At 73.7% G+C, this 24,630-nt stretch carries 23 protein-coding genes and 1 pseudogene; 12 read left to right on the forward strand and 12 right to left on the reverse strand.

Annotation, left to right across the window (positions count from 1 at the left end; genetic code table 11):
• Nucleotides 1–289: pseudogene (locus BN344_RS20590) on the reverse strand (M23 family metallopeptidase); the annotation flags it as partial.
• A gap of 504 nt (nucleotides 290–793) precedes the next feature.
• Between BN344_RS20590 and BN344_RS04605 the strand changes: the two are divergent.
• The 4 genes from BN344_RS04605 to BN344_RS04620 all read left to right on the forward strand — a co-directional run bounded on the left by BN344_RS04605 (nucleotide 794) and on the right by BN344_RS04620 (nucleotide 5,055).
• Nucleotides 794–2,329 carry a mannitol dehydrogenase family protein gene (locus BN344_RS04605; protein ID WP_081788352.1) on the forward strand — a complete coding sequence of 512 codons (1,536 nt, stop codon included), beginning with the start codon at nucleotides 794–796 and terminating at the stop codon, nucleotides 2,327–2,329.
• Nucleotides 2,330–2,364: 35 nt separating this feature from the next.
• Nucleotides 2,365–3,120, forward strand: a complete 756-nt coding sequence (locus tag BN344_RS04610) for an HAD family hydrolase (RefSeq protein WP_155858747.1) — start codon at nucleotides 2,365–2,367, stop codon at nucleotides 3,118–3,120.
• Nucleotides 3,117–4,244, forward strand: coding sequence for a CDP-glycerol--glycerophosphate glycerophosphotransferase (locus BN344_RS04615; RefSeq protein ID WP_040337151.1), 1,128 nt, complete (start codon nucleotides 3,117–3,119; stop codon nucleotides 4,242–4,244). Before BN344_RS04610 ends, BN344_RS04615 begins: the two co-directional genes overlap by 4 nt.
• 79 nt (nucleotides 4,245–4,323) lie before the next feature.
• Nucleotides 4,324–5,055 carry a phosphocholine cytidylyltransferase family protein gene (locus BN344_RS04620; protein WP_231486494.1) on the forward strand — a complete coding sequence of 244 codons (732 nt, stop codon included), beginning with the start codon at nucleotides 4,324–4,326 and terminating at the stop codon, nucleotides 5,053–5,055.
• A gap of 46 nt (nucleotides 5,056–5,101) precedes the next feature.
• Here BN344_RS04620 and BN344_RS04625 read toward each other — a convergent pair whose 3' ends face one another.
• Genes BN344_RS04625 through BN344_RS04640 form a run of 4 tightly spaced genes read right to left on the reverse strand, consistent with a single transcriptional unit; the run spans nucleotide 5,102 to nucleotide 9,009 of the window.
• Entirely contained in the window at nucleotides 5,102–5,809 is a 708-nt protein-coding gene (locus BN344_RS04625) for an SCO family protein (protein WP_231486495.1), read from the reverse strand.
• The gene (locus tag BN344_RS04630; RefSeq protein ID WP_040337152.1) at nucleotides 5,806–6,537 is read right to left on the reverse strand and encodes a YcnI family protein; all 732 of its coding nucleotides are present in this window, start codon (nucleotides 6,535–6,537) and stop codon (nucleotides 5,806–5,808) included. The genes BN344_RS04625 and BN344_RS04630 overlap by 4 nt, the downstream gene beginning before the upstream one ends.
• 37 nt (nucleotides 6,538–6,574) lie before the next feature.
• Nucleotides 6,575–8,371, reverse strand: a complete 1,797-nt coding sequence (locus BN344_RS04635; RefSeq protein WP_040337960.1) for a copper resistance CopC/CopD family protein — start codon at nucleotides 8,369–8,371, stop codon at nucleotides 6,575–6,577.
• Nucleotides 8,368–9,009: a zf-HC2 domain-containing protein gene (locus BN344_RS04640; RefSeq protein ID WP_040337153.1), complete on the reverse strand. Its 642-nt coding sequence runs from the start codon at nucleotides 9,007–9,009 to the stop codon at nucleotides 8,368–8,370. Before BN344_RS04640 ends, BN344_RS04635 begins: the two co-directional genes overlap by 4 nt.
• 101 nt (nucleotides 9,010–9,110) lie before the next feature.
• On the opposite strand from BN344_RS04640, the gene BN344_RS04645 reads away from it, so the two are divergent.
• From BN344_RS04645 to BN344_RS04655, 3 genes are all read left to right on the forward strand, one after another.
• Nucleotides 9,111–9,674 carry a sigma-70 family RNA polymerase sigma factor gene (locus tag BN344_RS04645; RefSeq protein WP_040337154.1) on the forward strand — a complete coding sequence of 188 codons (564 nt, stop codon included), beginning with the start codon at nucleotides 9,111–9,113 and terminating at the stop codon, nucleotides 9,672–9,674.
• Nucleotides 9,675–9,830: 156 nt separating this feature from the next.
• Nucleotides 9,831–11,246 (forward strand): MFS transporter, encoded by a 1,416-nt coding sequence (locus BN344_RS04650; RefSeq protein WP_040337155.1) that lies wholly within the window; start codon nucleotides 9,831–9,833, stop codon nucleotides 11,244–11,246.
• A gap of 236 nt (nucleotides 11,247–11,482) precedes the next feature.
• Nucleotides 11,483–12,490: a sulfite exporter TauE/SafE family protein gene (locus tag BN344_RS04655; protein WP_040337156.1), complete on the forward strand. Its 1,008-nt coding sequence runs from the start codon at nucleotides 11,483–11,485 to the stop codon at nucleotides 12,488–12,490.
• On the opposite strand, the gene BN344_RS04660 is transcribed toward BN344_RS04655, so the two are convergent.
• From BN344_RS04660 to BN344_RS04680, 5 genes are all read right to left on the reverse strand, one after another.
• Complete coding sequence (locus tag BN344_RS04660) at nucleotides 12,487–13,473, reverse strand: NAD-dependent epimerase/dehydratase family protein (protein ID WP_040337157.1); 987 nt, start codon at nucleotides 13,471–13,473, stop codon at nucleotides 12,487–12,489. The genes BN344_RS04655 and BN344_RS04660 overlap by 4 nt on opposite strands.
• Nucleotides 13,474–13,531: 58 nt before the next feature.
• On the reverse strand, nucleotides 13,532–13,963 hold the full coding sequence (locus BN344_RS04665; RefSeq protein WP_231486496.1) for a DUF5994 family protein: 432 nt from the start codon (nucleotides 13,961–13,963) through the stop codon (nucleotides 13,532–13,534).
• Between the two features lie 308 nt (nucleotides 13,964–14,271).
• Nucleotides 14,272–16,164 (reverse strand): translational GTPase TypA, encoded by a 1,893-nt coding sequence (gene typA, locus BN344_RS04670; protein ID WP_040337159.1) that lies wholly within the window; start codon nucleotides 16,162–16,164, stop codon nucleotides 14,272–14,274.
• Nucleotides 16,165–16,262: 98 nt separating this feature from the next.
• A complete protein-coding gene (locus BN344_RS04675; RefSeq protein ID WP_040337160.1) occupies nucleotides 16,263–16,616 on the reverse strand; it encodes a hypothetical protein in 354 nt (117 codons plus the stop codon).
• 304 nt (nucleotides 16,617–16,920) lie between these two features.
• Nucleotides 16,921–17,481 (reverse strand): YceI family protein, encoded by a 561-nt coding sequence (locus BN344_RS04680; protein ID WP_040337161.1) that lies wholly within the window; start codon nucleotides 17,479–17,481, stop codon nucleotides 16,921–16,923.
• Between the two features lie 86 nt (nucleotides 17,482–17,567).
• Here BN344_RS04680 and BN344_RS04685 point away from each other — a divergent pair, with 86 nt between their 5' ends.
• Both BN344_RS04685 and BN344_RS04690 read left to right on the forward strand, forming a co-directional pair.
• The gene (locus tag BN344_RS04685; RefSeq protein ID WP_051515553.1) at nucleotides 17,568–18,080 is read left to right on the forward strand and encodes a MarR family winged helix-turn-helix transcriptional regulator; all 513 of its coding nucleotides are present in this window, start codon (nucleotides 17,568–17,570) and stop codon (nucleotides 18,078–18,080) included.
• 82 nt (nucleotides 18,081–18,162) lie between these two features.
• Complete coding sequence (locus BN344_RS04690) at nucleotides 18,163–18,819, forward strand: TetR/AcrR family transcriptional regulator (protein WP_051515554.1); 657 nt, start codon at nucleotides 18,163–18,165, stop codon at nucleotides 18,817–18,819.
• 4 nt (nucleotides 18,820–18,823) lie between these two features.
• Here the strand turns inward: BN344_RS04690 and BN344_RS04695 are convergent, their stop codons facing one another.
• On the reverse strand, nucleotides 18,824–19,675 hold the full coding sequence (locus BN344_RS04695; protein ID WP_040337162.1) for a patatin-like phospholipase family protein: 852 nt from the start codon (nucleotides 19,673–19,675) through the stop codon (nucleotides 18,824–18,826).
• A 95-nt stretch (nucleotides 19,676–19,770) separates the two neighbouring features.
• On the opposite strand from BN344_RS04695, the gene BN344_RS04700 reads away from it, so the two are divergent.
• The gene (locus BN344_RS04700; protein ID WP_040337963.1) at nucleotides 19,771–21,510 is read left to right on the forward strand and encodes a class I adenylate-forming enzyme family protein; all 1,740 of its coding nucleotides are present in this window, start codon (nucleotides 19,771–19,773) and stop codon (nucleotides 21,508–21,510) included.
• Nucleotides 21,511–21,622: 112 nt separating this feature from the next.
• Entirely contained in the window at nucleotides 21,623–22,699 is a 1,077-nt protein-coding gene (locus tag BN344_RS04705; protein ID WP_081788354.1) for a potassium channel family protein, read from the forward strand.
• 36 nt (nucleotides 22,700–22,735) lie between these two features.
• Here the strand turns inward: BN344_RS04705 and BN344_RS04710 are convergent, their stop codons facing one another.
• Nucleotides 22,736–24,262, reverse strand: a complete 1,527-nt coding sequence (locus BN344_RS04710; protein ID WP_081788355.1) for an adenylate/guanylate cyclase domain-containing protein — start codon at nucleotides 24,260–24,262, stop codon at nucleotides 22,736–22,738.
• 103 nt (nucleotides 24,263–24,365) lie between these two features.
• Here BN344_RS04710 and BN344_RS20130 point away from each other — a divergent pair, with 103 nt between their 5' ends.
• Nucleotides 24,366–24,626 (forward strand): amidase family protein, encoded by a 261-nt coding sequence (locus BN344_RS20130; RefSeq protein ID WP_040337163.1) that lies wholly within the window; start codon nucleotides 24,366–24,368, stop codon nucleotides 24,624–24,626.
• Nucleotides 24,627–24,630: the final 4 nt, after the last annotated feature.

The raw sequence follows: 24,630 nt of genomic DNA on the forward strand, positions 1-24,630 counted from the left end.
CCTCGGCCTCGGCGACGGTCACGGCGGCCTGGGGCAGCACCTCGGGCTGCTCCTCCGCGCCGAGCATCTGCTGCTGGGCGACGAGGACCGACGTGTTGTCCGACGCGGCGCCCGCAGGGCCGGCGACGCCGAGCGCGGCGGCGGCGAGGCCACCGGCCAGCAGCGCACCGAGCAGCACTCCGGGGCGGCGGGCGGCTCCCCGTGGTGCCGCCGCGCGCCGGACGGCGGCGTGCCGACCGGACGGGGGGCCCACCGCGACCAGGAGATCGGTCGGGGCGTGGGAGCCCATCCGTGAATGCATGCATCTGCCCGTTCGCGCGAGGTGGTTCGGTCGCCGGTTCCGGCTCCGCCATCGAAACATTCCGTGACGTGTTCGTGACCGGCCGTCCGGCGGGTCGTCCGGGACACGCCGCGTGGGGCGCACCACTCGCCCCACGAGTCACAGGAGGAACTGACATCGATGTCATTCCGGACGCCACCACGCCCGTTCGAGCCCGCCGGCACAGGTCCCGCGAGGAGACCTTCAGCACTCCGGCGCGCGTGCGGAGCGTGGCACGGCCACACGAGCGGGCGACGCCGGTTTGGAGGAGTCCGATCCGGGCAACCATGCTCCTCTCGGCGTGGAACATCACGCGCCGGCCGAACGTCTTGAGATCCGGTTGCGACCTGGATACATCGACGCCGGAACCATTGCGCGGCTCGTGCCGCACCCGTGTACTGCAGCTTCAGCACCGGTCCTACGCGGGTCGGCCGCCGGAGTCGGCAGCACGGACGCAGACGTTGGAGGGGTGTGATGACGCAGGTCGAGATCCGCCCGCTCTCCACGACCGCTCCCAGCGTGCCGTCGGAGGAGATCCGCCCGCTCACCGAGCAGTCGCTCGGCCAGTACGGCGACCAGCTCGTCGTCCCCACCTACGACAGGTCGGCGCTGACACCCGCCGTCGTGCACTTCAGCGTCGGGGGCTTCCACCGCTCCCACCAGCTCCTGTACTTCGACGAGGTCGCCGAGCGCCGCATCAGCTCCGACTGGGGCGTCGTGGGCGTCGGCCTGCACAGCCGCACCATGAAGGACGCGCTGGCCCCCCAGGACCACCTCTACACCGTCGTGGAGCGCAGCCCCGACGGCGAGCGCGCCCGCGTCGTCGGGGTGATGATCGACTACCACTTCGCGCCCGACGACCCGGCACGCGTGCTCGACCTGCTCACCGACGAGCGCACCCGCATGGTGTCCCTGACGATCACCGGCAGCGGGTACCGGCTCTGCCCGTCCCGCGGCACCTTCGACGCCGACGACGTCGACATCCGGGCCGACCTGCGCTGCCCCGACCGCCCCCGCACCGTCTTCGGCTACCTCGTCGAGGCGCTCGACCGGCGCCGCCGCGCGGGCCTGCCGCCGTTCACCGTCGTCTCCTGCGACAACATGCACCGCAACGGCGACGCCGCCCGCGCCGCGGTCGTGGGCTTCGCCCGGCTGCGCGACGAGGTGCTCGCCCGCTGGATCGCCGACCGGGTGGCCTTCCCCAGCAGCATGGTCGACCGGATCACGCCGCACACCTCCCCGGGCGAGCGCGCGGCCGTGGCCCGGCGCTACGGCGTCGACGACCGCTGGCCGGTCATCACCGAGCCGTTCTCCCAGTGGGTCATCGAGGACACGTTCAGCAACGGGCGTCCGCCGCTGGACGAGGTCGGCGTCCGGTTCGTGCCCGACGTCGGTGACTACGAGCTGATGAAGACCCGGCTGCTCAACGCCAGCCACTGCGCGCTGGGCTACCTGGGTTCCCTCGCGGGCCTCCGCACTCTCGACGAGGTGATGGCCGAGCCGGTCTTCGCGCACTACGTCGAGCGGCTCATGGACGACGAGGTCACCCCGCTGCTGCCGCCACCCGACGGCATCGACCTGGCCGACTACAAGCGCACCCTGATGCAGCGGTTCGCCAACCCGGCGATCTCCGACGGGTTGGCCCGCCTGTGCCGCCGCGGCTCGACGAAGATGCCGCACCACCTGCTGCCCTCGCTGCGGGAGGCGCTGGACCAGGGCCGGCCGCACCGCCTGCTCACCCTCGGCGTCGCCGGCTGGCTGCAGTACCTGCGCGGCGTCGACGAGCACGGAGCGGCGCTGGTCGTCGACGACCCGCTCGCCGAGCGCCTGCAGGCCCTCGCCCGGGCCGGCGGCACCGATCCGCGCCCGGTGCTCGGCCTCCGCCAGGTCTTCGGCGACCTGGTCGACGACGACGGGTTCGTCGCCGAACTGCGCGAGGCCCTCGAACGCCAGCAGCGGGACGGCGTGCGGGCCGCGCTCGCCGCGAGCACCGCCGTCCCGCTCCGCTGACCACCACCATCCGACGACCGAAGGGACTCCTCCCTGTGCCGACCGTTGCGCCGACGCCCGTCGAGCGGGTGACGCACCTGCTCTGCGACGCCGACGGCAACCTCTTCCCGTCCGAGGAGCCGGCCTTCGACGCGTCCGTCGAGGTCACCAACGCCTTCCTCGCCTCGCTCGGGATCGACCGGCGCTTCACCGCGACGGAACTGCGGGCGGCAGCCACGGGGATGAACTTCCGGACGACGGCGCGCACCCTCGCCGAGCAGGGCGGGGTCCCCGACGCCGACGTCGAGCCGTGGGTCGCCGAGGAGCGCCGTGCGGTCACCGAGCACCTGGCCCGCACCCTGCAGCCGCACCCGCCGACGCAGGCGGCGCTGCGCACCCTCGCCGGCTCCCTGGAGCTGGCGGTGGTCAGCTCCAGCGCCCTCGCGCGGCTGGCCGCCTGCTTCACCGCCACCGGCCTGGACGAGCTGCTGCCGCCCGGGCGCCGGTTCAGCGCCGAGGACTCCCTCCCGACCCCGACCAGCAAGCCCGACCCGGCCGTCTACCTGCACGCCTGCCGGATGCTCGGCATCGCGCCGGAACAGGGGCTGGCCGTCGAGGACGCCGTCGCGGGGGTGCAGTCCGCAGTGGCGGCCGGCTGTCCCGTCATCGGCAACGTGCTGTTCGTGCTGCCCGAGGAGCGCGACGAGCGGGCCGCCGCGCTGCTGGCCGCCGGCGCACTGGCCGTCGTCGGCTCGTGGGAAGAGCTGGCCGACCTGGTCCTGCCGGCGCCGGCCGTGGGGGTGAGCCGGTGAACATCGTCTACGTCGCCTTCCGCGGCCACTTCTCCGACAGCCCCCGCGCGCTCTACGAGGAGCTGCTCGCACGGGGCATCGACGCCACCCACACGTGGCTGTCCGCCCCGCACACGCAGGACACCTTCCCGCCCGACGTGTCGACGGTGACCTTCGGCAGCCCCGAGTCGATCGCCGCCCTCGAGTCCGCGGACCTGGTCATCTCCAACGACCACATCCCGCTGGACTGGGAGAAGCGCCCCGGCACCACGTACCTCCAGACCTGGCACGGGACGATGCTCAAGCGCATCCACAACGACGTGCTGTGGGCGCCCGAGGGCCGGCTGGCCTACCTCGACCAGGACATCGCCCGCTGGGACCTGCTGCTCTCCCCCAACGCCGTCACCACCGACCGGCTGCGCAAGGCGTTCGGCTTCCGTGGTCCGATCCAGGAGACGGGCCTCCCCCGCAACGACCTGCTGTCCAGCCCCCGGCGCGACGAGGTGCGCGCCCAGGTGCGCGCGGACCTCGGCGTCAGCGAGGACCAGACGGTGGTCCTCTACACCCCGACCTGGCGCGACGACCTGGTCTTCGAGGGCAACCAGGGTCAGGACTTCGAGTTCCCGATCGACCTGGAGGCCTTCACCGAGCGCCTCGGCAGCGACCACGTGCTGCTGCTGCGGCTGCACAACATGGTGATGAGCCGGCTCGAGGTCGTCGAGGGCTCGGTGGTGCGCGACGTCTGCAGCCACCCGGACATCCGCGACCTCTACCTGGCCGCCGACCTCATGGTCACCGACTACTCCTCGACGATGTTCGACTTCGCCATCACCGGACGGCCGCTGGTCTTCTTCACCTACGACCTGGACCGCTACCGGGACGAGCTGCGAGGCTTCTACTTCGACCTGGAGGAGGTGGCTCCGGGCCCGCTCGTGCGGACCAGCCAGGAACTGGTCGAGGCGATCGCCGACATCGACCGGATCAGCGAGCGGAACGCCGGGCGGTACGCCCGGTTCCAGCAGATGTTCACCCACCTCGAGGACGGCGCCGCGACCCGGCGGGTCCTCGATCTCATCCTCCCGTCCGCAACCGCGTCCGGGCAGACCAGCAGAACCGAGGGAGATGATGTCCGTGCGCAACGGTGACCGCGTACTCAACCCCGTCCGGCGGGGTAGGGCACCCCTCTCGACGCGATCGACCGGCCGACGGGCCCTCGCCCCCTCGGTGCAGGTGATCATCCTGGCCGCGGGCATGGGCACCCGCCTGGGGCGACAGGACCCCAAGCCGCTCACCCCGCTGCGCGACGGCCGCAGCATCCTGCAGCGCCAGATCGACGGCCTGCGCTCCGTCCTCGGCGAGGACGTCAGCGTCACGGTCGTCGTTGGCTACCGCAGCAAGCGGATCATGAAGGCGGCCCCGGACCTGCTGTTCGCCTACAACCCCGACTTCGCCGTCACGAACACGTCGAAGAGCCTGCTGCGCGGGCTGCGCTCGACCCGCGAGGGCGGCGTCCTGTGGCTCAACGGCGACGTCGTGTTCGACCCCGCGGTGCTCGAGGTGGCCCTGCCGACGATGACGGCCGACCAGAGCTTCGTGTGCGTCGACACCAGCACCGTCGCCGAGGAGGAGGTCAAGTACACCCTCGACTCCGACGGTTTCGTGCGCGAGCTGTCCAAGACCGTCGTCGGCGGGCTCGGTGAGGCCGTCGGCATCAACTACGTGTCCTCGGCCGACAAGGCCACCCTCGTCGACCACCTGAGCGCGTGCGACGACCAGGACTACTTCGAGCGCGGCATCGAGACCGCCATCGCCACCGAGGGCCTGCGGGTCCGGCCGGTGGACATCTCGGCGTACAGCGCGGTCGAGGTCGACTTCGAGACCGACCTGGCGCGGGCCAACACGCTGTTCCCGGGGCCGCTGAACACCGTCGCCGACCTCGCCGCCGAGGTCGGCTGACCCCGCGGCCGGCCGGGATCCACGTCCCGGCCGGCCGCGGGCCCGATCAGCCCGCGACGATGGCCAGGTCGTGGGCGATGTCGCGGTTGGTGTTCCCGTCGTCGAACGCGACGTGCGCGGCGTCGTCGGCGCCGAAGAGCAGCATGAGGGCCGAGTGCGCCCGGCCGTTGTCCTCGGCGACCTCGATGCCCGAGGCCAGCTGCGCCTGCTCGACGGCCGCCACCTCGCCGGTGAGCCCGACGAACGGCCGGGGCAGGCCGCTGTCGAACCGCGCCAGGTACTCCCCCAGCACCTCGGGGGTGTCGGTGGCCGGGTCCGTCGTCACGAACACCACCTGGACCTGCTCGGCGATCGCCGGGTCCACCATCCGCAGCGCCGTCGCGACGTCGGCCATCGTGTTCGGGCACACGTCCGGGCACGTGGTGTAGCCGAAGAAGAGCAACGTGGGCCGCCCCGCGGTCTCCGCCTTGAAGTCGTACGGCGCACCGGTGGTGTCGGTCAGCGTGAACGGCGCCTTGCGGTACGGCTCGGCGAGGTCGAAGCCCGCGTAGACCTGGTCGGGGCCCTTCACCTCCGCGGGAGCGGCTCCCGAGTGGTCGTGCCCACCTGCGGCGCTGGGCGTCGCGTCGTCCGCCGACGACGACCCTCCACAACCGGCCAGCGCCAGGCCCGCGGCCAGCAGGACGGCCGGGGCCGCCCGCCACCGGGCCGGTGCCGGGCGGGAGCGGGCGCGGCGCAGGACGTCGGGAGTCACGAGCCCACGGTACGACGCCCGGCGCGGGCGGCCAGGACGGCGGCGGCGATCGCCCCGAGCAGCGCCAGGACCGCGACGAACAGCGCGAGACCCGCCGGAGCGTTGTCGACGTCGCCGTGCCCGGCGTCGGTGGCCGTGCCGTCGCTGTTCCCGGCGCTCGCGCCGTCCGCCCCGCCCGCACTGCTCGACGCGGTGCTCAGCGAGAGGACGGGCGCCGGCCGCTCGGGCTCCTCGCCGTCGACGGTCGGCTCGATCCACGCCGCCTCGCTGCCGTCGCTGTAGAGCTGCACGGACGGATAGGCGAACTCGGTGCTCTCGGGGAAGGGCCCGCCGGAGAGCGCGAACTCCTGGAACTCCCCCGGGGCGATGCCGGGACCCGTGGCCCGGAACTCCACGAGGGAGACGTAGGAGGTGATCTCCCGCCCGTGCGACTCCATCGGCTCCTCGAGCTCGGACTCGCTGAGCGTCGCGGTCCAGCCCGGCACGGGCTGCACCCGCAGGGACGCCAGCGCCGCCTCCTCGGGGATCTGGATGCGCAGGCCCACGGTGCTGGCGACGTCGCTCTCGTTGGGCACGCGGAAGGTGAGCTTCCCGTAGCCGCCGGGGGCGGCGTCGGCCGAGGAGACGGTGACGTGCGCGGACGCGGTCGCGGCGGTGGTCACCGACGCGGCGAGCGCGACGAGCAGCGCCACCAGCACGGTGGCGGCCCGGGATCGGGGGCGGGACATGTGGACGGGTCTCCTGTTCATCGGGTGAGTGGCACGTTCAGCGCACCTTCAGGTCGGTGCTCGCCGTGGTGGCGGTGAACTCGTCGAGACGGACGGTGACGGTGAGGGTCCAGGTGCCGGCGTTCGGGACCGGCATGGCCTCGGCGAGGTAGTGCCCGGGGCCGGCGGGCCGGAGCTGGACGTCGAGGGGGCCGATGTCCTGGCTCGGCTCGGTGAGGGACACCCCGATGTCGGCCGGCTGGGTGAGGCGGCCCTGGTCGTCGAAGAGGTAGAGGCGCAGCTCGTTGGGGCCCACCTTGCCCGGGGCGACCGACACCTGGACGCTCCCCACCTCACCTCCGGTGCCCTGCAGCGGGAGCAGCACGTCGATGGGCTGGGCGACGGTCGCGCGCGCCGGAGGTGTGCCGACCAGGACGGCCGACAGCACCAGGACGACGACGGCGCCGGCCACCTCGACCAGCATCGAGCGGCGCAACGACGGCAGGTGCGCGACCGCGTTCTCCGACTGCGCCCGGCCGCGGGAGACCGCGGTCCCGTCCTCGTCGTCGGGCCGGTCGTCCGCGCCGGTGGGGGCGGCGAAGGCCTGGGCGGTCACCCGGCGCACACCGCCCGGTCGGGGCCGGCGCACACCCAGCCGCTGCTGGACCCACACCCGTGAGACCCCGGCCGCCCCGAGCACCACCAGGACCACCGCGATCTTGGCCAGCAGCACGCCGCCGTAGGTGTTCCCGACCAGCGCCGACGGCGTGGCCACCTCCCGGACCGCCTGCACGACCCCGCTCACGACCAGGGCGACGACGGCGCCGAAGGCGACGCGGGAGAAGCGGGACATGGCCCGGGCCACGTCGTCGGCGTCCGGAGCCGGCCGCAGCAGCCCGATCAGGAGCCCGGCCAGCCCGCCGAGCCAGACGGACATCGCCGCCACGTGCACGGCGGCCACCGCGACGGCCAGCACCGGCCAGGAGCCGGCGACCGGGTGGCCGATCGCGGCGGTGGCGACCACGAGGCCGATCGCGAACACCGCCGCGGCCGCGAGCTGCGGGGTCCCGGGCGCGCGTCCCCGCCGCCAGGCGGGCGCGAGCGCGGCGGCCAGCGCCAGGGCCAGGGCCGCGCGGGCCAGCAGAGACCAGCCGGTGCCGGAGGAGGCGGTGGAGGAGAGCAGTTCCGGATCGAACAGCGCGCCCGGACCCCCGCCCGACGTGTACGGGCCCTGGAGCAGGAAGGCCAGCAGGGCGGTGCCGGCGGCGAGCAGCGCACCACCGACGGCGAGCCGGCGCAGCCGCGCCGACGCCCAGCCGGTCGGCCAGCACAGCAGCGCCAGCACGGGGATCCCGACGGCCAGGGCGATCCCGGCGAAGCCGAGGGCGCGCACCACCGGGAGGACCGCGGCGACGACGGGGTCGGCGTCGGCGTCCCCCGCGGTCGACCCCACCGGCACGAGATCACCGTCGCCGACGACGAAGGAGAAGGCGCCGGAGATGGGATGGGAGTCGGCGGAGACCACCCGGTAGGTGACGAGGTAGCCGCCGTCGTCCACGTCCGCCGGGAGCGGGATGCCGAGCACGCGGCCGTCCACCGAGGCGTCGTCGCCGGCCACCTGGTCGCCGTCGGCGGTGAGGACCCGGGCGTAGCCGGCGCCGAGGGAGACGCCCTCGCTGAACTCCAGCGTCACCTCCGCCGGCGCGCTCTCCAGGCGCGCCCCCTCCCCCGGATCGGTGGCAACGAGGGTGGCGTGCGCGGCCGCCGGCCCCGCGGTCGCGACCCCGCCGGCGAGCCAGGCGGACAGCGCGAGCAGGACGAGCAGGACGTTCCGGAGGGACGCCTGCCGGGTCACGCGGTCACCCGCCGGCCGACGACCCCGCCCGAGCGTCCCCGGGAGGCGCGCCACGCCACCACGGCAACCAGGACGACGCCGGCCAGGAGCAGCAGGTGGGCGGCCGCCCGTTCCGGGTGCACGTGACCGGACGACAGGTCGGCGACGGTGACCGGCACGAGCAGGACGCTGAGGGTGCCGAGGAAGGGAAGGGCGCCGGCCGCGAGCCGGGGCGCCGCGGCCACGGCGAGGAACGAGGCCCCGACGGCGAGGTTCCAGGCGCCGCTCTCGTGGGCCATGTGCACCGGCGCGCTCATCGCGCCGGCGCCGTGGACGAGCACCGGCCAGGCCAGCCCCGCCTGCGCCACGCCGACCGCGAGCAGTGCCAGCCGCAGGGCGGTGTCGAGCAACCTGGCGCGGGCGGCCGCGGCCACCCCGGGCAGTTCGCGCGGCAGCGCCGTCAGCACGGCGGCGGTCAGGTCGGGAACGGCGGGCGCCGGTGCCAGGCGGGCGCGGCGGGTCACCGCGGCGGCGTCGTCCGCCCAGCCGGCGCACGCCGGGCAGACGGACAGGTGGTCGTCGAGCGCGCGGGCGGGCATTCCGAGCGGCTCGTCGTCGAGACGTGCGGAGAGCGCCTCGCGGAACGGCTGGCAGGGCATGCTCCGTTGGTCGTCCGCGGGGGCCCGCTGGTTCCCGCGATCCGGGTCACACTTCCGGGCCCGGTCCCGGCCCGGCACCGCGGGACGACGAGGATGGAGCCGTGGACGACCTCCAGCGCGTCGCGGCCGACGCCGCCGAGGGCGATCCCCTGGCTGCCGCGGCGCTCGTGCGGGCGACCCAGTCCGACGTCTGGCGGCTCTGCTCCGCGCTGGGCGACCCCGGCTCCGCCGACGACCTGACGCAGGAGACGTTCCTGCGCGCCTTCGAGTCGCTGCACCGGTTCGAGGGGCGTTCGTCGGTCCGCACCTGGCTGCTGACCATCGCCCGCCGGGTCTGCGCCGACGCCGTCCGGTACCGGCGCCGCCGGCGGCTGACGCTCGTCGGTGACGACGACGCCCTGGCCGCGGTGCCGGCCTCCGGGGGCGCGGACCCGACCGGCGAGGGCGCCGCGGTGGCCGACCTGCTGGCCCGGATGGAACCCGACCGGCGGGAGGCCTTCGCCCTGACCCAGCTGCTCGGGCTGTCCTACGCCGAGGCCGCGGAGGTCGCCGGCTGCGCCGTCGGCACGATCCGCTCCCGGGTGGCGCGTGGCCGGGCCGACCTCATCGGCTCCCTCGGCGGGGTGGACGAGGGCGACGCGGAGGGCGACTCCGCTCGCAGGTGACGCCCAGGGGGTGCTGTCCGGAGGGCGACCTATGCTGCCGTCGGCCATGCCACCGCTCCGGGCGGTGGCCGCCGACCGAACCGAGAAGGAGCCCCGCGTGCCCTTCGACCTGACACCCGAGGACTCGCGCTCCTCAGGGATCGGCTAGCCGCCGCGATGACCGGCGCCGGGGATCCCGCTCCCGCCTCGGTCGCGCTCGGCACCGCCGGCGGGCGGTGGCTGCTCACCGCCACGGTGCTCGCCTCCGGGATGGCGTTCCTGGACGCCACCGCCGTCCAGGTCGCGCTGCCGACGCTGGGCCGCGAACTCGGCGCCTCGCTGTCGGACCTGCAGTGGATCGTCAACGGCTACCTGCTCCCGCTGGCCGCGCTCATCCTGCTCGGCGGCTCGCTCGGTGACCGCTACGGCCGGCGCCGGGTCTTCCTGATCGGCGTCACCTGGTTCGCGGCGGCGTCGCTGCTGTGCGGGCTGGCCCAGACCCCGGGCCAGCTCATCGCCGCCCGGGCGCTGCAGGGGATCGGGGGCGCGCTCCTGACCCCCGGCAGCCTGTCCCTCATCCAGTCCTCGTTCCGCCCCGGCGACCGGGCACCCGCGATCGGGGTGTGGTCGTCGCTCTCGGGCGTGGCCGGGCTCGTGGGCCCGTTCCTCGGCGGCGTGCTGATCGACCTGGTCAGCTGGCGGCTGGTCTTCCTGCTCAACGTGCCGCTGGCCGTCCTCGTGGTCGTCGTCGCCGGGCGGCACGTGCCGGAGAGCCGCGACCCGGGGGCGCATGGTCGCTTCGACGTCCCGGGCGCGGTGCTGGGCGCGGTCGCCCTGGGGGCGCTCACCTACGCGCTGATCACCGCCGGGGAGGGCGGCGGGTCCGCCGTGGCGTTCGCGCTGGCCGGAGCGGCCGGGGCCGGCGTGCTCTTCGTCGTCCGCGAGCAGAGGACGCCCGCCCCCGTGCTGCCGCTGCGGTTGTTCGCCGACCGGCAGTTCACCGGCGCCAACCTGGCCACCTTCGCCGTCTACGGAGCACTCGGGGGCAGTTCGCTGTTCCTCGTGCTCCAACTGCAGGGGGTGCTCGGCTACGGCGCGACGGCGGCGGGTGCGGCGACGCTGCCGACCATCCTGCTGATCACGCTGCTCTCGCCCCAGGCCGGCGCGCTCGCCCAGCGGATCGGGCCACGGCTGCCGATGAGCGCCGGACCGCTGACCGTGGCCGTCGGCACGGTCCTGCTCGTCGGCGTGGACGGCGGAGCCCCCTACTGGGTCGAGGTGCTGCCCGGCACCGTCCTGCAGGGCCTCGGGATGGCGCTCACGGTGGCGCCGCTGACGGCCAGCGTCCTGGGCGCCGCCCCCGACACGCTGGCCGGCGTCGCCAGCGGCGTGAACAACGCCGTGGCCCGCTCGGCCCAGCTGCTGACCGTGGCCGCGCTGCCCGTGACGGTGGGGCTCTCCGGGGACGACTACGCGCTGCCGGACGCGCTGACGGAGGGGTACCGCGCGGCCATGCTGCTCTGCGCCGCGATGTTCGCGGCGGGCGGCGCGGTGGCGTGGGCGACGATCCGGAACGACGTCCTGCGCTCCTGATCCCACTGGGTGGACCGGCTTTGTCGTATAAGCGCATCGGTCTGGTAGACATATCGCCGTGACGCGGACGACGACGCTGCTCCTGGTGAGCCGCCTGCACGTCGACCTGCTGCGCGTCTGCACCGCCGCCTGTCCGGGCTGCTGATCTCCGCGCCGTCCCCGGCGCCCTCTCGTCTCACCCCTTCTCCGCGGGCCCCGTGCGCCCGCGCCTCTCCTGAGACCCGGAGTCAGTCCCCGTGAAGACGCTCGTCCTGCTCGCCCTCGTCGGCCTGGGCGCCCAGCTCGTCGACGGCAGCCTCGGCATGGCCTACGGCGTCACCTCGACGACGCTGCTGCTGGCCATCGGCACCAACCCGGCGCTCGCCTCGGCCACCATCCACCTCGCCGAGATCGGGACGACCCTGACCTCCGGGCTGTCCCACTGGAAGTTCGGCAACGTCGACTGGAAGGTCGTCGCCAAGATCGGCATCCCCGGCGCGGTCGGGGCCTTCGCCGGCGCGACGTTCCTGTCCGGCCTGTCGACCGAGCTGGCCGCCCCGGTCATGTCCCTGATCCTGGTGACGCTCGGCGTCTACCTGCTGGTCCGGTTCACCCTGCGCGGCATCGACCGGCGCAACCTGGGCAAGCCCGTCCGCAAGCGCTTCCTCGGCCCGCTGGGCCTGGTCGCCGGCTTCGTCGACGCCACCGGGGGCGGCGGCTGGGGTCCGGTCGGCACGCCGGCGCTGCTGGCCAGCGGGCGGATGGAGCCCCGCAAGGTCATCGGATCGGTCAGCACCGCGGAGTTCCTGGTCGCCCTGTCCGCCAGCCTCGGGTTCCTGGTCGCGCTGGGTTCCCAGGGGATCAACTTCGCGTGGGTGACAGCCCTGCTCGTGGGTGGGTCCATCGCCGCACCGATCGCGGCCTGGCTGGTGCGGCACATCCCGCCGCGCATGCTCGGCTCCTTCGTCGGCGGCCTCATCATCCTCACGAACTCCCGGACACTGCTCCGGAGCGACTGGATCGACGCCGGCGACGCCACTCGCTACGCCGTCTACGCGGCCATCGCGGCGGTGTGGGTGCTGGCGGTCGTGCACTCCTTCCGCGCGTACCGCAGGGACCGCGCCCTGGAGTCGGCCGAGGCGGTCGCCGAGCAGGTCGAGCAGGTCGAGCAGGTCGAGCAGGTCGAGCGCAACGTCGTCGCCGAGCTGCCGCAGCCCGTCGCCGGGCCCGTCCCGGCCGGCCGCCCGAGCGCCCCCCGCGACTAGGAACGAGTGTGTCCGGAGGCGAGCAGGTGCGCCTCCAGGTCCTCCGGCAGGCCGGGCCCCGGCTGCGCCGCCGGCGGGCGTCCGTGCTCCTGCAGCCACGTCCAGGTGTCGGCCACCGACTCGCGCAGCGGTCGGCCCGGCAGCCCCAGCTCCCGGGCACGGGTGGTGTCCACGTCCCAGGCCGTGACAGCGACGTCGCGCGGTAGCCACAGCGGCAGGTGCGTCCACGGCTGCACACCGGCGCCGAGCAGTTCGGCCTCGGGCAGCGGCACCCACTCCGCGTCGCTGCCGGTGACCTCCCGGCAGGTCTCGAGGAGGCCGCCGAGGGTGGTCATGCCGACCGGGCCGGTCGCGTTGACCGCCCCGGAACGCCCCTGCTCGGCCATCTCCACCAGCCAGCCGGCGAGGTCGCGGGCGTCGACCAGCGCGATCGGCTGGGCGAGGGCGTCCGGCACGACGACACGCCCGCCACGGGCGATCCGCTCCAGCCACCAGCCGAGCCGGTGGACGGGGTCGGAGGGCCCGACCAGGAGACCCGCGCGGGCGGTGAGGAACCGGTCGCCGAGCGCCCCGGCGAGGGTCCGCTCGGCGTCGGCCTTGATCGGCCCGTACTCGTCGTCGTCGCCGTCCCACACGGGCTCGGAGTCCTCGGGCCCGATCGGCCCTGGGGGCCAGTTCCGGTAGGCGTTGAGGCTGCTGACGAAGGCGTAGCCGCGCACCCCGGTCAGCGCCGCGGCGGCGTTCCGCCCGGCCTCCCGCGTCTGGCAGGAGGTGTCGACGACGAGGTCCGGCGGCCCCCACGACTCCAGCGCACGCGGCAGCGCGTCGGGGTCGTCCCGGTCGCCGTGCAGCGGCAGCGCGCCCTCGGGCGGCCCACCGGAGATCCCGCGGGTGAACGTGGCGACGTCGTGGCCGCGCTCGAGCGCCGCCGTCGCCACGTGCCGGCCGAGGAAGTGGGTGCCACCGAGGACCAGGAGCCGCATGGGCCCACCTCAGCCGACCCGCTCCCCCGTCGTCCAGCCGGTTCGCGGCCGGCGCAACTCACACCGCGCGGCGGTACTCCGGCACCTGCGGCAGCGGCGTCGACCGGGCGGCGGCCAGGACCATCTGCGGCGAGCGCGGCAGGCCACGGCGGGTGCACAGCCGCAGCGCCCGCGCCCCGGTCAGCACGTCGGTCTCCGGCGGGACGACCAGCAGGTCGGCGCGCGCGTTGCCGCCGTTCCAGGTCAGGCAGACCACCTGCGGATCCATGCTGCGGAACCCGCCGGTGCGCACCACGCGGTCGGCGACGACGAGCTTGCGCTCCGCCGGCTGCCAGGCCTCCAGGGAGTAGGTGAACCGCTCGACCCGGACACCGCGCCGGTCGAGCTCCGCGATCAGCTCCGGCAGTTCGACCTGCAGGTCGCGGCTGCGCGGGAACCAGGCGCCGTCGAACGCGGAGTTCCCGTCGCCGGCGCCGTCCCGCAGGCTCACCCGCACATCGATGCCGCCCCGGAACCTGTTCTCCACCGGAGCCGTACGGGTGATCGTCGTCAATGCGCTCGGCCGCCTCTCGTGCTCTCGTCCCCCGGGGTCATGACCCATGACCCCGGCGAGAACGTAAGCGGGCCACCGCGCGTGTCCCGGGGAGCGTCGGCCCCGCGCGCCGGGCCCTTCCGGCCGGTCGTCACGACCCGTGCGCGGCTCGCCACCCGCCAGAAAAGGGCGAGATCTGCACAGTGGCCCCCATCCGAGGCGCTGATGAGGGCCACTGTGCAGATCTCGTCGTGCGGGAGTGTGGGTCAGGAGGGCTTGGGCTTCTTGTTCTTGGCCTTGCCGCGCTCGGTCTGGTCGAGGATCACCTTGCGGATGCGGACGGTGGCCGGGGTGACCTCGACGCACTCGTCCTCGGCGCAGAACTCCAGCGCCTGCTCCAGGTTCAGCACCCGCGGCGGGATCAGCCGCTCGAGCTCCTCGGAGGTGCTCTTGCGCATGTTGGTGAGCTTCTTCTCCTTGGTGATGTTCACGTCCATGTCGTCCGGACGGGAGTTCTCACCGACGATCATGCCCTCGTAGACCTCGGTGCCCGGCTGCACCATGAGCGAGCCGCGCTCCTGCAGCGAGAACATCGAGTACGTCGTCGCCACGCCCTGGCGGTCGGCGACCAGCGAGCCGGTCGGCCGGGCACGCATGTCCCCCAGCCACGGCTCGTAGCCCTCGAGGTTGTGGTTGAGGACGCCGGTGCCGCGGGTCTCGGTGAGGAACTCGGTGCGGAAGCCGATGAGGCCGCGGGACGGGACCATGTACTCCATCCGCGCCCAGCCGGTGTCGTGGTGCACCAGGTTCTCCAGCCGCGCGCGACGGGTCGCCAGCGCCTGGGTCAGCGTGCCGACGTACTCGCCCGGGGTGTCGATGGTGACGCGCTCGACCGGCTCGTGCAGCTTGCCGTCGATCTCCTTGGTGACGACGGTCGGCCGGCCGACGGTGAGCTCGAACTCCTCGCGGCGCAGCTGCTCGACGAGGATGGCCAGCGCCAGCTCGCCGCGGCCCTGCATCTCCCACGTGTCGGGGCGGTCGGTGGGCAGCATGCGCACCGAGACGTTGCCGACCAGCTCCTGGTCGAGGCGGTTCTTGATCAGGCGGGCGGTGAGCTTCTTGCCCGACTTGCCGGCCAGCGGCGCGGTGTTGATGCCGATGGTGATCGAGATCGACGGCTCGTCGACGGTCAGCGGCGGCAGCGGGCGCGGGTCGTTCGGGTCGGCGAGCGTGTCGCCGATCATGACGTCCTCGATGCCGGCGATCGCGACCAGCTCACCGGGACCGGCGCTCTCGGCCGGCGTGCGGGTGAGGCCCTCGGTGACGAGCAGCTCGGTGATCTTGACGTTCTTGATCGTGCCGTCGGTGCGGCACCAGGCGACCTGCTGGCCGCTCTTCATGGTGCCGGAGTGGATGCGCAGCAGCGCCAGGCGGCCGAGGTAGGGCGAGGCGTCGAGGTTGGTGACCTGCGCGCGCAGCGGCTCCTCGGCGTCGTAGACCGGCGCCGGGATGGTGTCCAGCAGCGTCTTGACCAGCGGACCGAGGTCCTCGCTGTCGGGCTCCGAGCCGTTCTCCGGGCGGGTCAGCGAGGCCTTCCCGCTGCGACCGCTGCAGTAGACGATCGGGAACTCGAGGGCGTCGGCGTCGAGGCCGGCGTCCTCCATGAGCTCCATGAACAGCTCGTAGCACTCGTCGACGACCTCGGCGATGCGCGCGTCGGCGCGGTCGGTCTTGTTGACCGCGAGGATGACCGGCATCCCCTTGGCCAGCGCCTTGCGCAGCACGAAGCGGGTCTGCGGGAGCGGGCCCTCGGAGGAGTCGACGAGCAGGCAGACGCCGTCGACCATCGACAGGCCGCGCTCGACCTCGCCACCGAAGTCGGCGTGACCGGGGGTGTCGACGATGTTGACGACGACGGGGTTGCCGTTCTCGTCGGCCAGGTGGATCGCGGTGTTCTTGGCGAGGATGGTGATGCCGCGCTCACGCTCGAGGTCCATCGAGTCCATGACGCGGTCCTGCGTGGAGTCGTTGTCCGTCCCCTCGCCCTTGGCGCGCCCGAGGGCACCTGCCTGGCGGAGGAGGGCGTCGACCAGGGTCGTCTTGCCGTGGTCGACGTGAGCGATGATCGCCACGTTGCGCAGGTCGTCGCGAGTGGGCATGCGGAAGGGCACCTCAGGGTGTTCGGGGAAACCGCTGCGTCGGCTCGCGGCATCTCGTGAAACGGCCGCCGGCCCGGCGACCTTCCCAATCTACGCGCTCAGACCGCGTCGACGGTCTCCGCGGACCGATCTGCCACCCCGAACGTCACTCCTGCGGCGGTGAGGGTGACCAGACTCACCGCCAGCCAGGCCGGCATCCCGACGCCGATGGCCAGGACGTGGGCCAGCACGAAGGCACCGACGTAGAGGGCGGCGAGCGCGACGGCGGTGGCCGGACCCCGCCGGCGGAGCCAGAGCACGCCGGCCGCCAGGCCGGCCGCCGCGAAGACCGCACCGCCGAGCGCGCGGATGCCGGTGCCCTGCGCGATGCCGAACCCGGCGGCCAGGCCGACGGCGACGAGGACGGCGGAGGGGAGGCGGGTGCGGGCGCGGGTCAGCGTGGAGCTCGACATGTCACCCAGTCTCCCCGACCCCCGTTGCTGGGATCAGGTCACCTGATCATGGCGCCTCCTCCCTCACGGTGGGCGGCGAGGGAGGACGCGCTGGGGCGAGGGAGGACGCGCTGGGGCGAGGGAGGACGCGCTGCGACGAGGGAGGACGCGCTGCGACGAGGGAGGACGCGCTGGGGCGAGGGAGGACGCGCTGCGACGAGGGAGGACGCGCGAGAGGCCCCGGACGGTTCTTCGTCCGGGGCCTCTCTGCCTCGTCCGAGGGCCCGCCCTGAGCGTGCGAAGGGTGGGGAGGACGAGGTGTTTCTCAGGCAGTGCGGAGCACGGCCTCGATCTCGAGCTCGACGGTGACCTTGTCGCCGACGACGACGCCGCCGCCGTCCATCGGCATGTCGATGTCGACGCCGTACTCCTTGCGGGAGATCTCGGTCTTGGCGCTGAAGCCGGCACGCGTGCCGCCGTAGGCGTCGGGGCCGAAGCCGTTGAGCTCGAGCGCCAGGGTGACCGGCTTGGTGATGCCCTTGATGGTCAGGTCGCCCTCGACGGCCCAGTCCTCGCCCTTGGCGACGACGGCGGTCGAGCGGAACGTCATGACGGTGTGGTTGCCCACGTCGAAGAAGTCGGCGGAGCGGATGTGCGCGTCACGCTGCTCCTGACGGGTGTCGATCGAGTCCATGTCGATCGTGGCGGTGACCGACGACTGCGACGGGTCCTCGGCGGTGACGAGCTCGCCGGAGAACTCACGGAAGTAGCCGCGGACCTTGCTGACCATCATGTGGCGGACCGAGAAGCCGACGGTCGAGTGCGAGGCGTCGATGTCCCAGGTGCCGACGACGTAGCCGGGGATCTGGCGGAGGGTGCTGGTCATGGGATCTCCAAATGGTTGAGCGTTTGACCTTCTCGTCGAGCCTAGCGTAGTTGAGCGCTGAACTATTCCGCCAGTAGGATGCAGACATGACCGCGCACGTGTCCCCCGCCCCCACCGGTGCCCCGGCGTCCGACGAGACCCGCTGGCTGGACGCCGACGAGCAGGCGGCGTGGCGCGCGTGGCTCTACAGCGCCCAGCTGCTGATGGACCGGCTCGACCGCGAGCTCACGCACCGCACCGGGATCTCGCACGCGTACTACGAGATCCTGGTCGCGCTCTCCGAGGCGGACGACCGCCGGATGCGGATGAGCGAGCTCGCCGACCGCTGCCTGTCCTCCCGGAGCCGGCTCTCGCATGCGGTCTCCCGGCTGGAGGAGCGCGGCTGGGTGCAGCGCCAGGTCTGCGCCGAGGACGGCCGGGGCCAGCTCGCCGTCCTCACCGACGTGGGCTTCGCCGCGCTCGAGGCAGCCGCGCCCGTCCACGTCGAGGGGGTGCGGCAGCACCTGTTCGACCAGCTCACGCCCGAGCAGGTCGGGAACATGCGCGATCTCGGCGAGACGCTGCTGACCCACCTCGACCCCCACCGCGGGCGGCGCTAGGGGCACCCGACCCGGTCCGGAACGACGCCGCGACGGTCAACTGTGACTGTCGCGACGTGCGGTTCCGCTCTACGCTCCGCCGGTGACCGCTGCCCCTGACTCCCCGCCGGCCGAGCCCCAGCCGCGCTCGCGGGCGCAGCGGACCGCCGACAGCCGGCTGCTGATCCTCGACGCGGCCGTGGCCTGCCTCGTCGAGGACGGGTACGCCGGCGCCTCCACCCTCGCCGTCCAGGCGCGGGCCGGGGTGTCACGCGGGCGGCTGCTGCACCACTTCCCCTCGCGCGCCGAGTTGCTGGTGGCCGCGGCCGAGCACCTCACCACGACCGTGCTCGAGGAGGTGCGCCACCGCGCGGCCGCGCTCATGGACGACGGGCCGACCGGTCGGGAGCGCGTCGACCGCGCCATCGAGCTGATCTGGGCGACGTTCCAGGAGCCGCCGTTCTGGGCGGCGATGGAGCTGTGGACGGCGGCCAGGACGGACCCGGAGCTGCGGACCGCGCTGCGCAGCGTCGAGCGCCGGCTGCGCGCGGCCATCGCGGCCGTCGCGCACGCCATCTGGGGTCCGGCGATCACGGACGCCCCGCTCTACACCGACCTGGCGGAGCTGCTCTTCACCAGCATGCGCGGCGTCGCCCTGGCCTACGCCTTCGAGGACCGCCCGGCCGCCACCGACCCGCACCTCGCGCTGTGGAAGCGGCTGGCCGCCCGCATGCTCGGCCTCGACGGCGAGGACGGCTGACCGGTCACCCGATCCAGGCGTCGGCGACCCGGTCGACCACCGTCGCCGCCTGCGCCCGGCCGGCACGCGCCGACGGCGCCCGTGCGGCGGGGTCGAGCACGTTGCGGCCGATGGCCGCGCGGGCGCCGTCGTCGGGGGTGACGACGGCGACGCGGGCGAGCATGCCGGTGACCTGGGCGTCGACGCTGGCGATCGGCCCCACCCCGCGCGGGATGGGCGCCAGCACCACGAGCCGGTCGTAGCCCTGCGCGAGGTCGGCGTTGGCCGCCGAGCGCATCCCGCCGTCGACGTAGCGCTCGTCGCCGATGGTGACCGGCGGGTAGACCCCCGGGACGGCGCAGCTCGCCGCGACCGCCTGGAGGAGGGAGACGCCCGAGGTGCGGTCGAAGGGGCGGAACTCGCCGGTGTGCGCGTTCACCGCGGTGATCGTGAGATCGCGGTCGGGCCAGTCGCGGCCCACCAGCCGGGAGCCGATGACGTCCAGCCGCTCCTGCTCCGACGGCGTCAGCCCCGCCTTCTCCGCGGCCAGGGCGATCTGCCCGACCCGGCGGCGGAAGTCGACGTCGCGGCCACGGCTGACCAGCATCGCCCACGCGTAGCGGGCGAGGTTGGACCGGGACATCCGCGCCACCTTCTCCTGCGCGGGGGGCTCCAGCTGCCGCTGGAACATGGCCTCGAGCTCGGCACCGCTGGTGACCTGCGCCCCGACCACCGAACCGGCGGAGGTGCCGACGACGAGGTCGGCGCCGGTGAGGTCGACGCCGGCATCGGCGAGCCCGGCCAGGACACCGATCTCCCACGCGATACCGGTGATCCCGCCGCCGCCGAGGACGAGGGCCGTGCGCTGGTCGCTCATGACCACATCGTCACAGACCCTCGACAGCGCGTGTGGTCTGGGCCACGCTGACGGGCGAACGTCTCGACGGAGAGACGACGACACGAAGGATGGGCATGACCGCCACACAGCAGACCACGACGTCCGCGGCCGCCAGCTGGCCGCCGGGGCTGCCCCGGTCGCTGGAGTACCCCGCGGTGCCGGTCGGCTCGATCCTCCGCGCGGCGGTCCGCAGGTGGGGCGACGAGGAAGCGTTCATCGACCACGACCTCCCGCTCACCTACACCGAGATGGGCGCCCGCGCGCACGCGGTCGCGAACTGGCTGGCCGACCACGGCATCGGCCGCGGCGACGTCGTCGCCGTGCACATCCCGAACTGCCGCCAGTACGTGCCGGTCTACTACGGGATCCTGCTGGCCGGGGCCACCTTCTCCCCCACCAACCCGCTCCTGCCGGCGGCCGAGCTGGCCGCCCAGCTCACCGACGCGGGCGCCACCGCCGTCGTCACCTGGGACCTGGTGCTGCCGCTGGTGCGGACCGCGCTGGACGCGACGCCGGTGCGGACCGTCATCGTCACCGGTGAGGCGCACACCCTCGACTTCGCCGCCCGCCTCGACGTGCAGGACGGCGACGTCGACCTCGCGGACCTGCTGACCGGCGACCCGACCGACCGGCACCTGGACGCCGGCATCGACGTCGACAGCGATCTGGCGCACCTGGCCTACACCGGCGGCACGACCGGCGTCAGCAAGGGCGTGGAGCTCCTGCACCGCAACGTGATCACCAACGTGCTGCAGTCGGTCTGCTGGACCACCGGCAGCGTGCCCGAGCTGGACGAGCACGGCGACGTCACCATCCGGAAGGTGGTGGGCGACGACGAGTACCCGCTGGCCCCGGGCGAGGGCCGGCTCATCAACCTCACCCCCTGGTTCCACGCGATGGGCGTCGTCGGCTACCTCAACGGGATGGTCATGGGCGGCACGACCGTCGTGATCCACCAGCGGTTCGACCCGGTCAGGTACGTCGAGGACATGCAGCGCTACCAGGTCACCTCGATCGGCGGCGCGCCCCCGGTCTTCGTGGCCCTCCTGCAGGTGCCGGCCTTCCTCGAGGGCGATTGGTCGGGCATCCGCGGCGTGTCCAGCGGCGCCGCTCCGCTGCCGGTCTCCCTCATCGAGCGGCTGGGGAAGCTGCTGCCCAACGCCACGATCGGCGAGGGCTACGGCCTGACCGAGGTCACGATGATGGCCACGAGCAACCCGTCGTTCCTCTCGGGCACCCGCAAGCCCGGGACCGTCGGCGTGCCGTGCTTCGACACCGAGATCAGCATCCAGCCGCTGGGCGGCGGCGAGCCGCTTCCGCAGGGCGAGCGGGGCGAGGTGTGCATCCGCGGTCCGCAGGTCATGCGCGGGTACGCCCACCGCCCCGAGGCGACGGCGGAGGTGATCGACGCCGACGGCTGGTTCCACACCGGCGACGTCGGGATCATCGACGAGGACGGCTACCTGGCGATCGTCGACCGCACCAAGGACATGCTGCTCTACAAGGGCTACAACGTGTTCCCCCGCGAGCTCGAGGAGATCCTGTTCGGCGTCCCGGGCGTCGCCGGTGCCGCCGTCGTCGGTCGTCCCGACGAGGAGGCCGGGGAGCTGCCGGTCGCCTATGTCGTCCGCAAGGGCGACGACGCGGGCGCCGCGCTCACGGTCGAGTCGGTCATGGCGACGGTCAACGACAAGGTCACGCACTACAAGCGGCTGCGGGACGTCGTCTTCATCGACGCCATCCCGGTCTCGGCCGCCGGCAAGGTGCTCAAGCGCGAACTGGCCGCCAAGGAGCGGGAGAAGGTCGGCGGCTGACGCTCCGCACCTGATCGCACGCCCCGATCCACCCCAGCCGCCCCGCCGGGTCGGATGACCCGATCGGGGCGGCTGCGCGCGCAGGCGGCTCCGCCTCACTACTGTCCGCGCCGTGGAGAACGACTGGGAGAGCGCCGACGCCGAGCACAGCGGGGTCCGGATCGCCCACGTCGAGCAGTCCCCCGTCCGGCAGGTGCTGCGGCGGGTGGTGATCGCCGCCATCGTGCTCGTCGTCGTCATCCTCGTCGTCTACATCGACCGGGACGGCTACGAGGACAGCAGGGGTGGCCCGATCTCCCTGCTCGACGCCGCCTACTACGCGACGGTCACCCTCTCCACGACCGGCTACGGCGACATCACGCCGGTCACCGACGAAGCGCGGCTCATCAACATCGTGCTCATCACGCCCCTGCGGATCATGTTCCTGATCGTCCTCATCGGGACGACCCTCGAGGCGCTGACGGCGCGCTCGCGGGAGGAATTCCGCATCCGACGCTGGAGGTCCCGCGTGCGCCAGCACGTCATCGTGTGCGGCTACGGCACCAAGGGCCGTAGCGCCATCCGCTCGCTCATCGCCAGCGGCACGCCGGCGGACAAGATCGTCGTCGTCGACCCCGAGACGCGGGCCATCGACGAGGCCAACTCCATGGGCCTGACCGGCATCGTGGGCGACGCCGGTCGCACCGAGGTGCTGCGGCGGGCCTCGGTGGAGCGGGCCCGGGCCGTGATCGTGGCGGCCAACCGTGACGACGCCGCCGTCCTGATCACGCTGACCGTGCGGCAGCTGAACCCGAGCGTGCCCATCACCACGAGCGTCCGGGAGGAGGAGAACGCCAACCTCCTCCGCCAGTCCGGCGCCGACACCGTCATCACGACGTCGGCGACCTCGGGCCGGCTGCTCGGCCTCTCCACCGACGCCCCCCGGGTGGTGGCCGTGGTCGAGGACCTGGTCACGGGCGGCCAGGGGCTGGATCTGCACCAGCGGACGGTGACCGCCAGCGAGGTCGGCCTCGGCCCGCGCGACCTGCGCGACATCGTGCTGTCGGTGACCCGCGGGGGCCGGACGCTGCGCTTCGACGACAAGCTCATCGGGACGCTGCAGCCGGAGGACGTCCTCGTCGTGGTGAAGGCGCACGACCCGGGCAAGCCGAACCGTCCCCCCTCGCAGCCGTCGTCGGTGCAGGCGTAGCTGTACGGAGCCGGGGTCGCCTGAGCCCGGGACCCCTCAGCCGATCCGGCGCACCCAGGTGGTGGTCGGCTCGCCGCGTCCGCGGAGCTCGACCTCGACGTCCCGGACCCACCGCGTGCGCTCCTCCTCCGCCGCGGCGAGCACGGTCGACTCGCTGGCCACCGCCCGGCCGGGATGGTCCTTGGACAGCTCGGTCAGCCGCGCCGCCTCGTTCACCGGGTCGCCGATGACGGTGTACTCCAGCCGGCTGGCCGCCCCGACCTGGCCCGCCCACACCGGGCCGCACGCCACCCCCACGCCGACGTCGACCTCGCCGGCTTCGGCGACCGCCGCGCAGATGCGGCGAGCCGCCCGCAGTGCCGCCCCCGCGGGATCCGGGTGGTCGGTGGGCGCACCGAAGACGCACAGGGCGGCGTCGCCCTCGAACTTGTTGACCAGCCCGCCCTCCTCCTCGACGGTGTCGACGACGACGGCGAAGAACCGGTTGAGCAGTCCGACCATCTGCTCCGGCCCGGTGCGGCGGACCAGCGAGGTGGAGCCGGCGATGTCGACGAACAGCGCGGCGACCGTGCGTACCTCGCCGCCGAGGCTCACCCCCGTGCGCAGCGCCTCCTGGACCACGGTCGCGCCGACGTGCCTGCCGAAGAGGTCCCGCAGCCGCTCCCGCTCGGCGAGTCCGGCGGCCATCGTGTTGACGCCCTCCTGCAGCAGCCCGATCTCGCCGGCGTCGTCCACCACGACGTCGACGTCGTAGTCGCCCTCCCCCACCCGCTGCACCGCCTGGCGCAGGTCGCGCAGCGGCTGCCCGACGGCGCGGGCGATGAGCAGGGTGGCCAGCCCGCCGACGAGCAGCGCGACCACGACCAGGAAGACCACCGCCGACTCGCCCGGGCCGTCGGGGTTGCTGGGGTCCAGGAACAGCAGGACCACGCCGAGCAGCGGCACCCCGCTGGTCAGCGCCCACGTGAGCAGCAGGCGCGGCCGGACGCCCAGGACCAGGGTGCCGACCGGTGGGTGGGCCGCCAGCGCCCGGGCGGTCACGGCACGGGCGGCGCGGGCGGTGAGCAAGTAGGTGACGCCGGCGGTGGCGATGCCGCCCAGGGTGACGGCGACGCCCACCCGGAGTCCGACCAGCGGCTCCGGGAAGATCATGGCGGAGGCCACGGCCATCAGCACCGCCCCGACGAACCAGACCGAGGCGGCGAGGAGCGCGGTGTCGAGGGGCAGGCGCAGCGCGTGGGCAGCCTCCGCCCCGGTCGGCTCGCGGCCGGCCATCAGCCAGTCGTTCGTGGTCCGCTGGCGGCGGAGCCCGGCGACCGTGGCGACCGGCAGCGCGACCACCAGGTACGCCGCCGCGAACCAGAGCACCTGGGTCCGCCCGGTCTGCCCGCTGCCGTCGTCGACGCCGAGGAGCAGCAGGGCGACGGTGGCGACGCCGACGAGGTTGGCCAGGATCACCAGCAGGACGATGAAGGGGACGGCGATGCGGTCGCTGGGCGCCCAGCCCGCCCACACGCCCTCCCGGGCGACCGTGGTCGGCCGCGTCCCGCCCTCCGAGGTCATGATCAGCGCAACGAGACCGGGTGGGCACCGGTTCCGCGGGCTCGCCCGATCGTGGTCACCCGGTCATGATGGCCCGGATCCAGCGGCCACGCGGACGACCGGGGTGCTGCGGCGGATCGGGATCGTCGACCAGATGGTGGAGGCGAACCTCGGGTGGGTGCCCTACACGCAGCTGGCGAACGTCACCGGCCGCCCGGCGATCAGCCTGCCGCTGTACCGCACCCCCGGCGGCCTCCCGATGGGCGTCCAGTTCGTCGGCCGGCTGCGCAGCGAGGACCTGTTGCTGCGCCTGGCCCGACAGCTGGAGCTCGCCGCCCCGTGGGCCCAGCACCTCCCGCCACCGGCGGTCGCCGCCGCGGTGTGACGCG

It is taken from the genome of Candidatus Blastococcus massiliensis AP3 (assembly GCF_000582785.1).
In the GTDB taxonomy this organism is placed as follows: Bacteria; Actinomycetota; Actinomycetes; order Mycobacteriales; family Geodermatophilaceae; genus Blastococcus; species Blastococcus massiliensis.

Excerpts from the sequence above, each read along its gene's own strand:
- BN344_RS04605 (WP_081788352.1), top strand. The coding sequence starts at position 794 with ATGACGCAGGTCGAGATCCGCCCGCTCTCCACGACCGCTCCCAGCGTG.
- BN344_RS04630 (WP_040337152.1), bottom strand. The coding sequence starts at position 6,537 with ATGTCCCGCCCCCGATCCCGGGCCGCCACCGTGCTGGTGGCGCTGCTC.
- BN344_RS04640 (WP_040337153.1), bottom strand. The coding sequence starts at position 9,009 with ATGCCCTGCCAGCCGTTCCGCGAGGCGCTCTCCGCACGTCTCGACGAC.
- BN344_RS04650 (WP_040337155.1), top strand. The coding sequence starts at position 9,831 with ATGACCGGCGCCGGGGATCCCGCTCCCGCCTCGGTCGCGCTCGGCACC.
- BN344_RS04660 (WP_040337157.1), bottom strand. The coding sequence starts at position 13,473 with ATGCGGCTCCTGGTCCTCGGTGGCACCCACTTCCTCGGCCGGCACGTG.
- typA (WP_040337159.1), bottom strand. The coding sequence starts at position 16,164 with ATGCCCACTCGCGACGACCTGCGCAACGTGGCGATCATCGCTCACGTC.
- BN344_RS04675 (WP_040337160.1), bottom strand. The coding sequence starts at position 16,616 with ATGTCGAGCTCCACGCTGACCCGCGCCCGCACCCGCCTCCCCTCCGCC.
- BN344_RS04680 (WP_040337161.1), bottom strand. The coding sequence starts at position 17,481 with ATGACCAGCACCCTCCGCCAGATCCCCGGCTACGTCGTCGGCACCTGG.
- BN344_RS04685 (WP_051515553.1), top strand. The coding sequence starts at position 17,568 with ATGACCGCGCACGTGTCCCCCGCCCCCACCGGTGCCCCGGCGTCCGAC.
- BN344_RS04695 (WP_040337162.1), bottom strand. The coding sequence starts at position 19,675 with ATGAGCGACCAGCGCACGGCCCTCGTCCTCGGCGGCGGCGGGATCACC.
- BN344_RS04700 (WP_040337963.1), top strand. The coding sequence starts at position 19,771 with ATGACCGCCACACAGCAGACCACGACGTCCGCGGCCGCCAGCTGGCCG.
- BN344_RS04710 (WP_081788355.1), bottom strand. The coding sequence starts at position 24,262 with ATGACCTCGGAGGGCGGGACGCGGCCGACCACGGTCGCCCGGGAGGGC.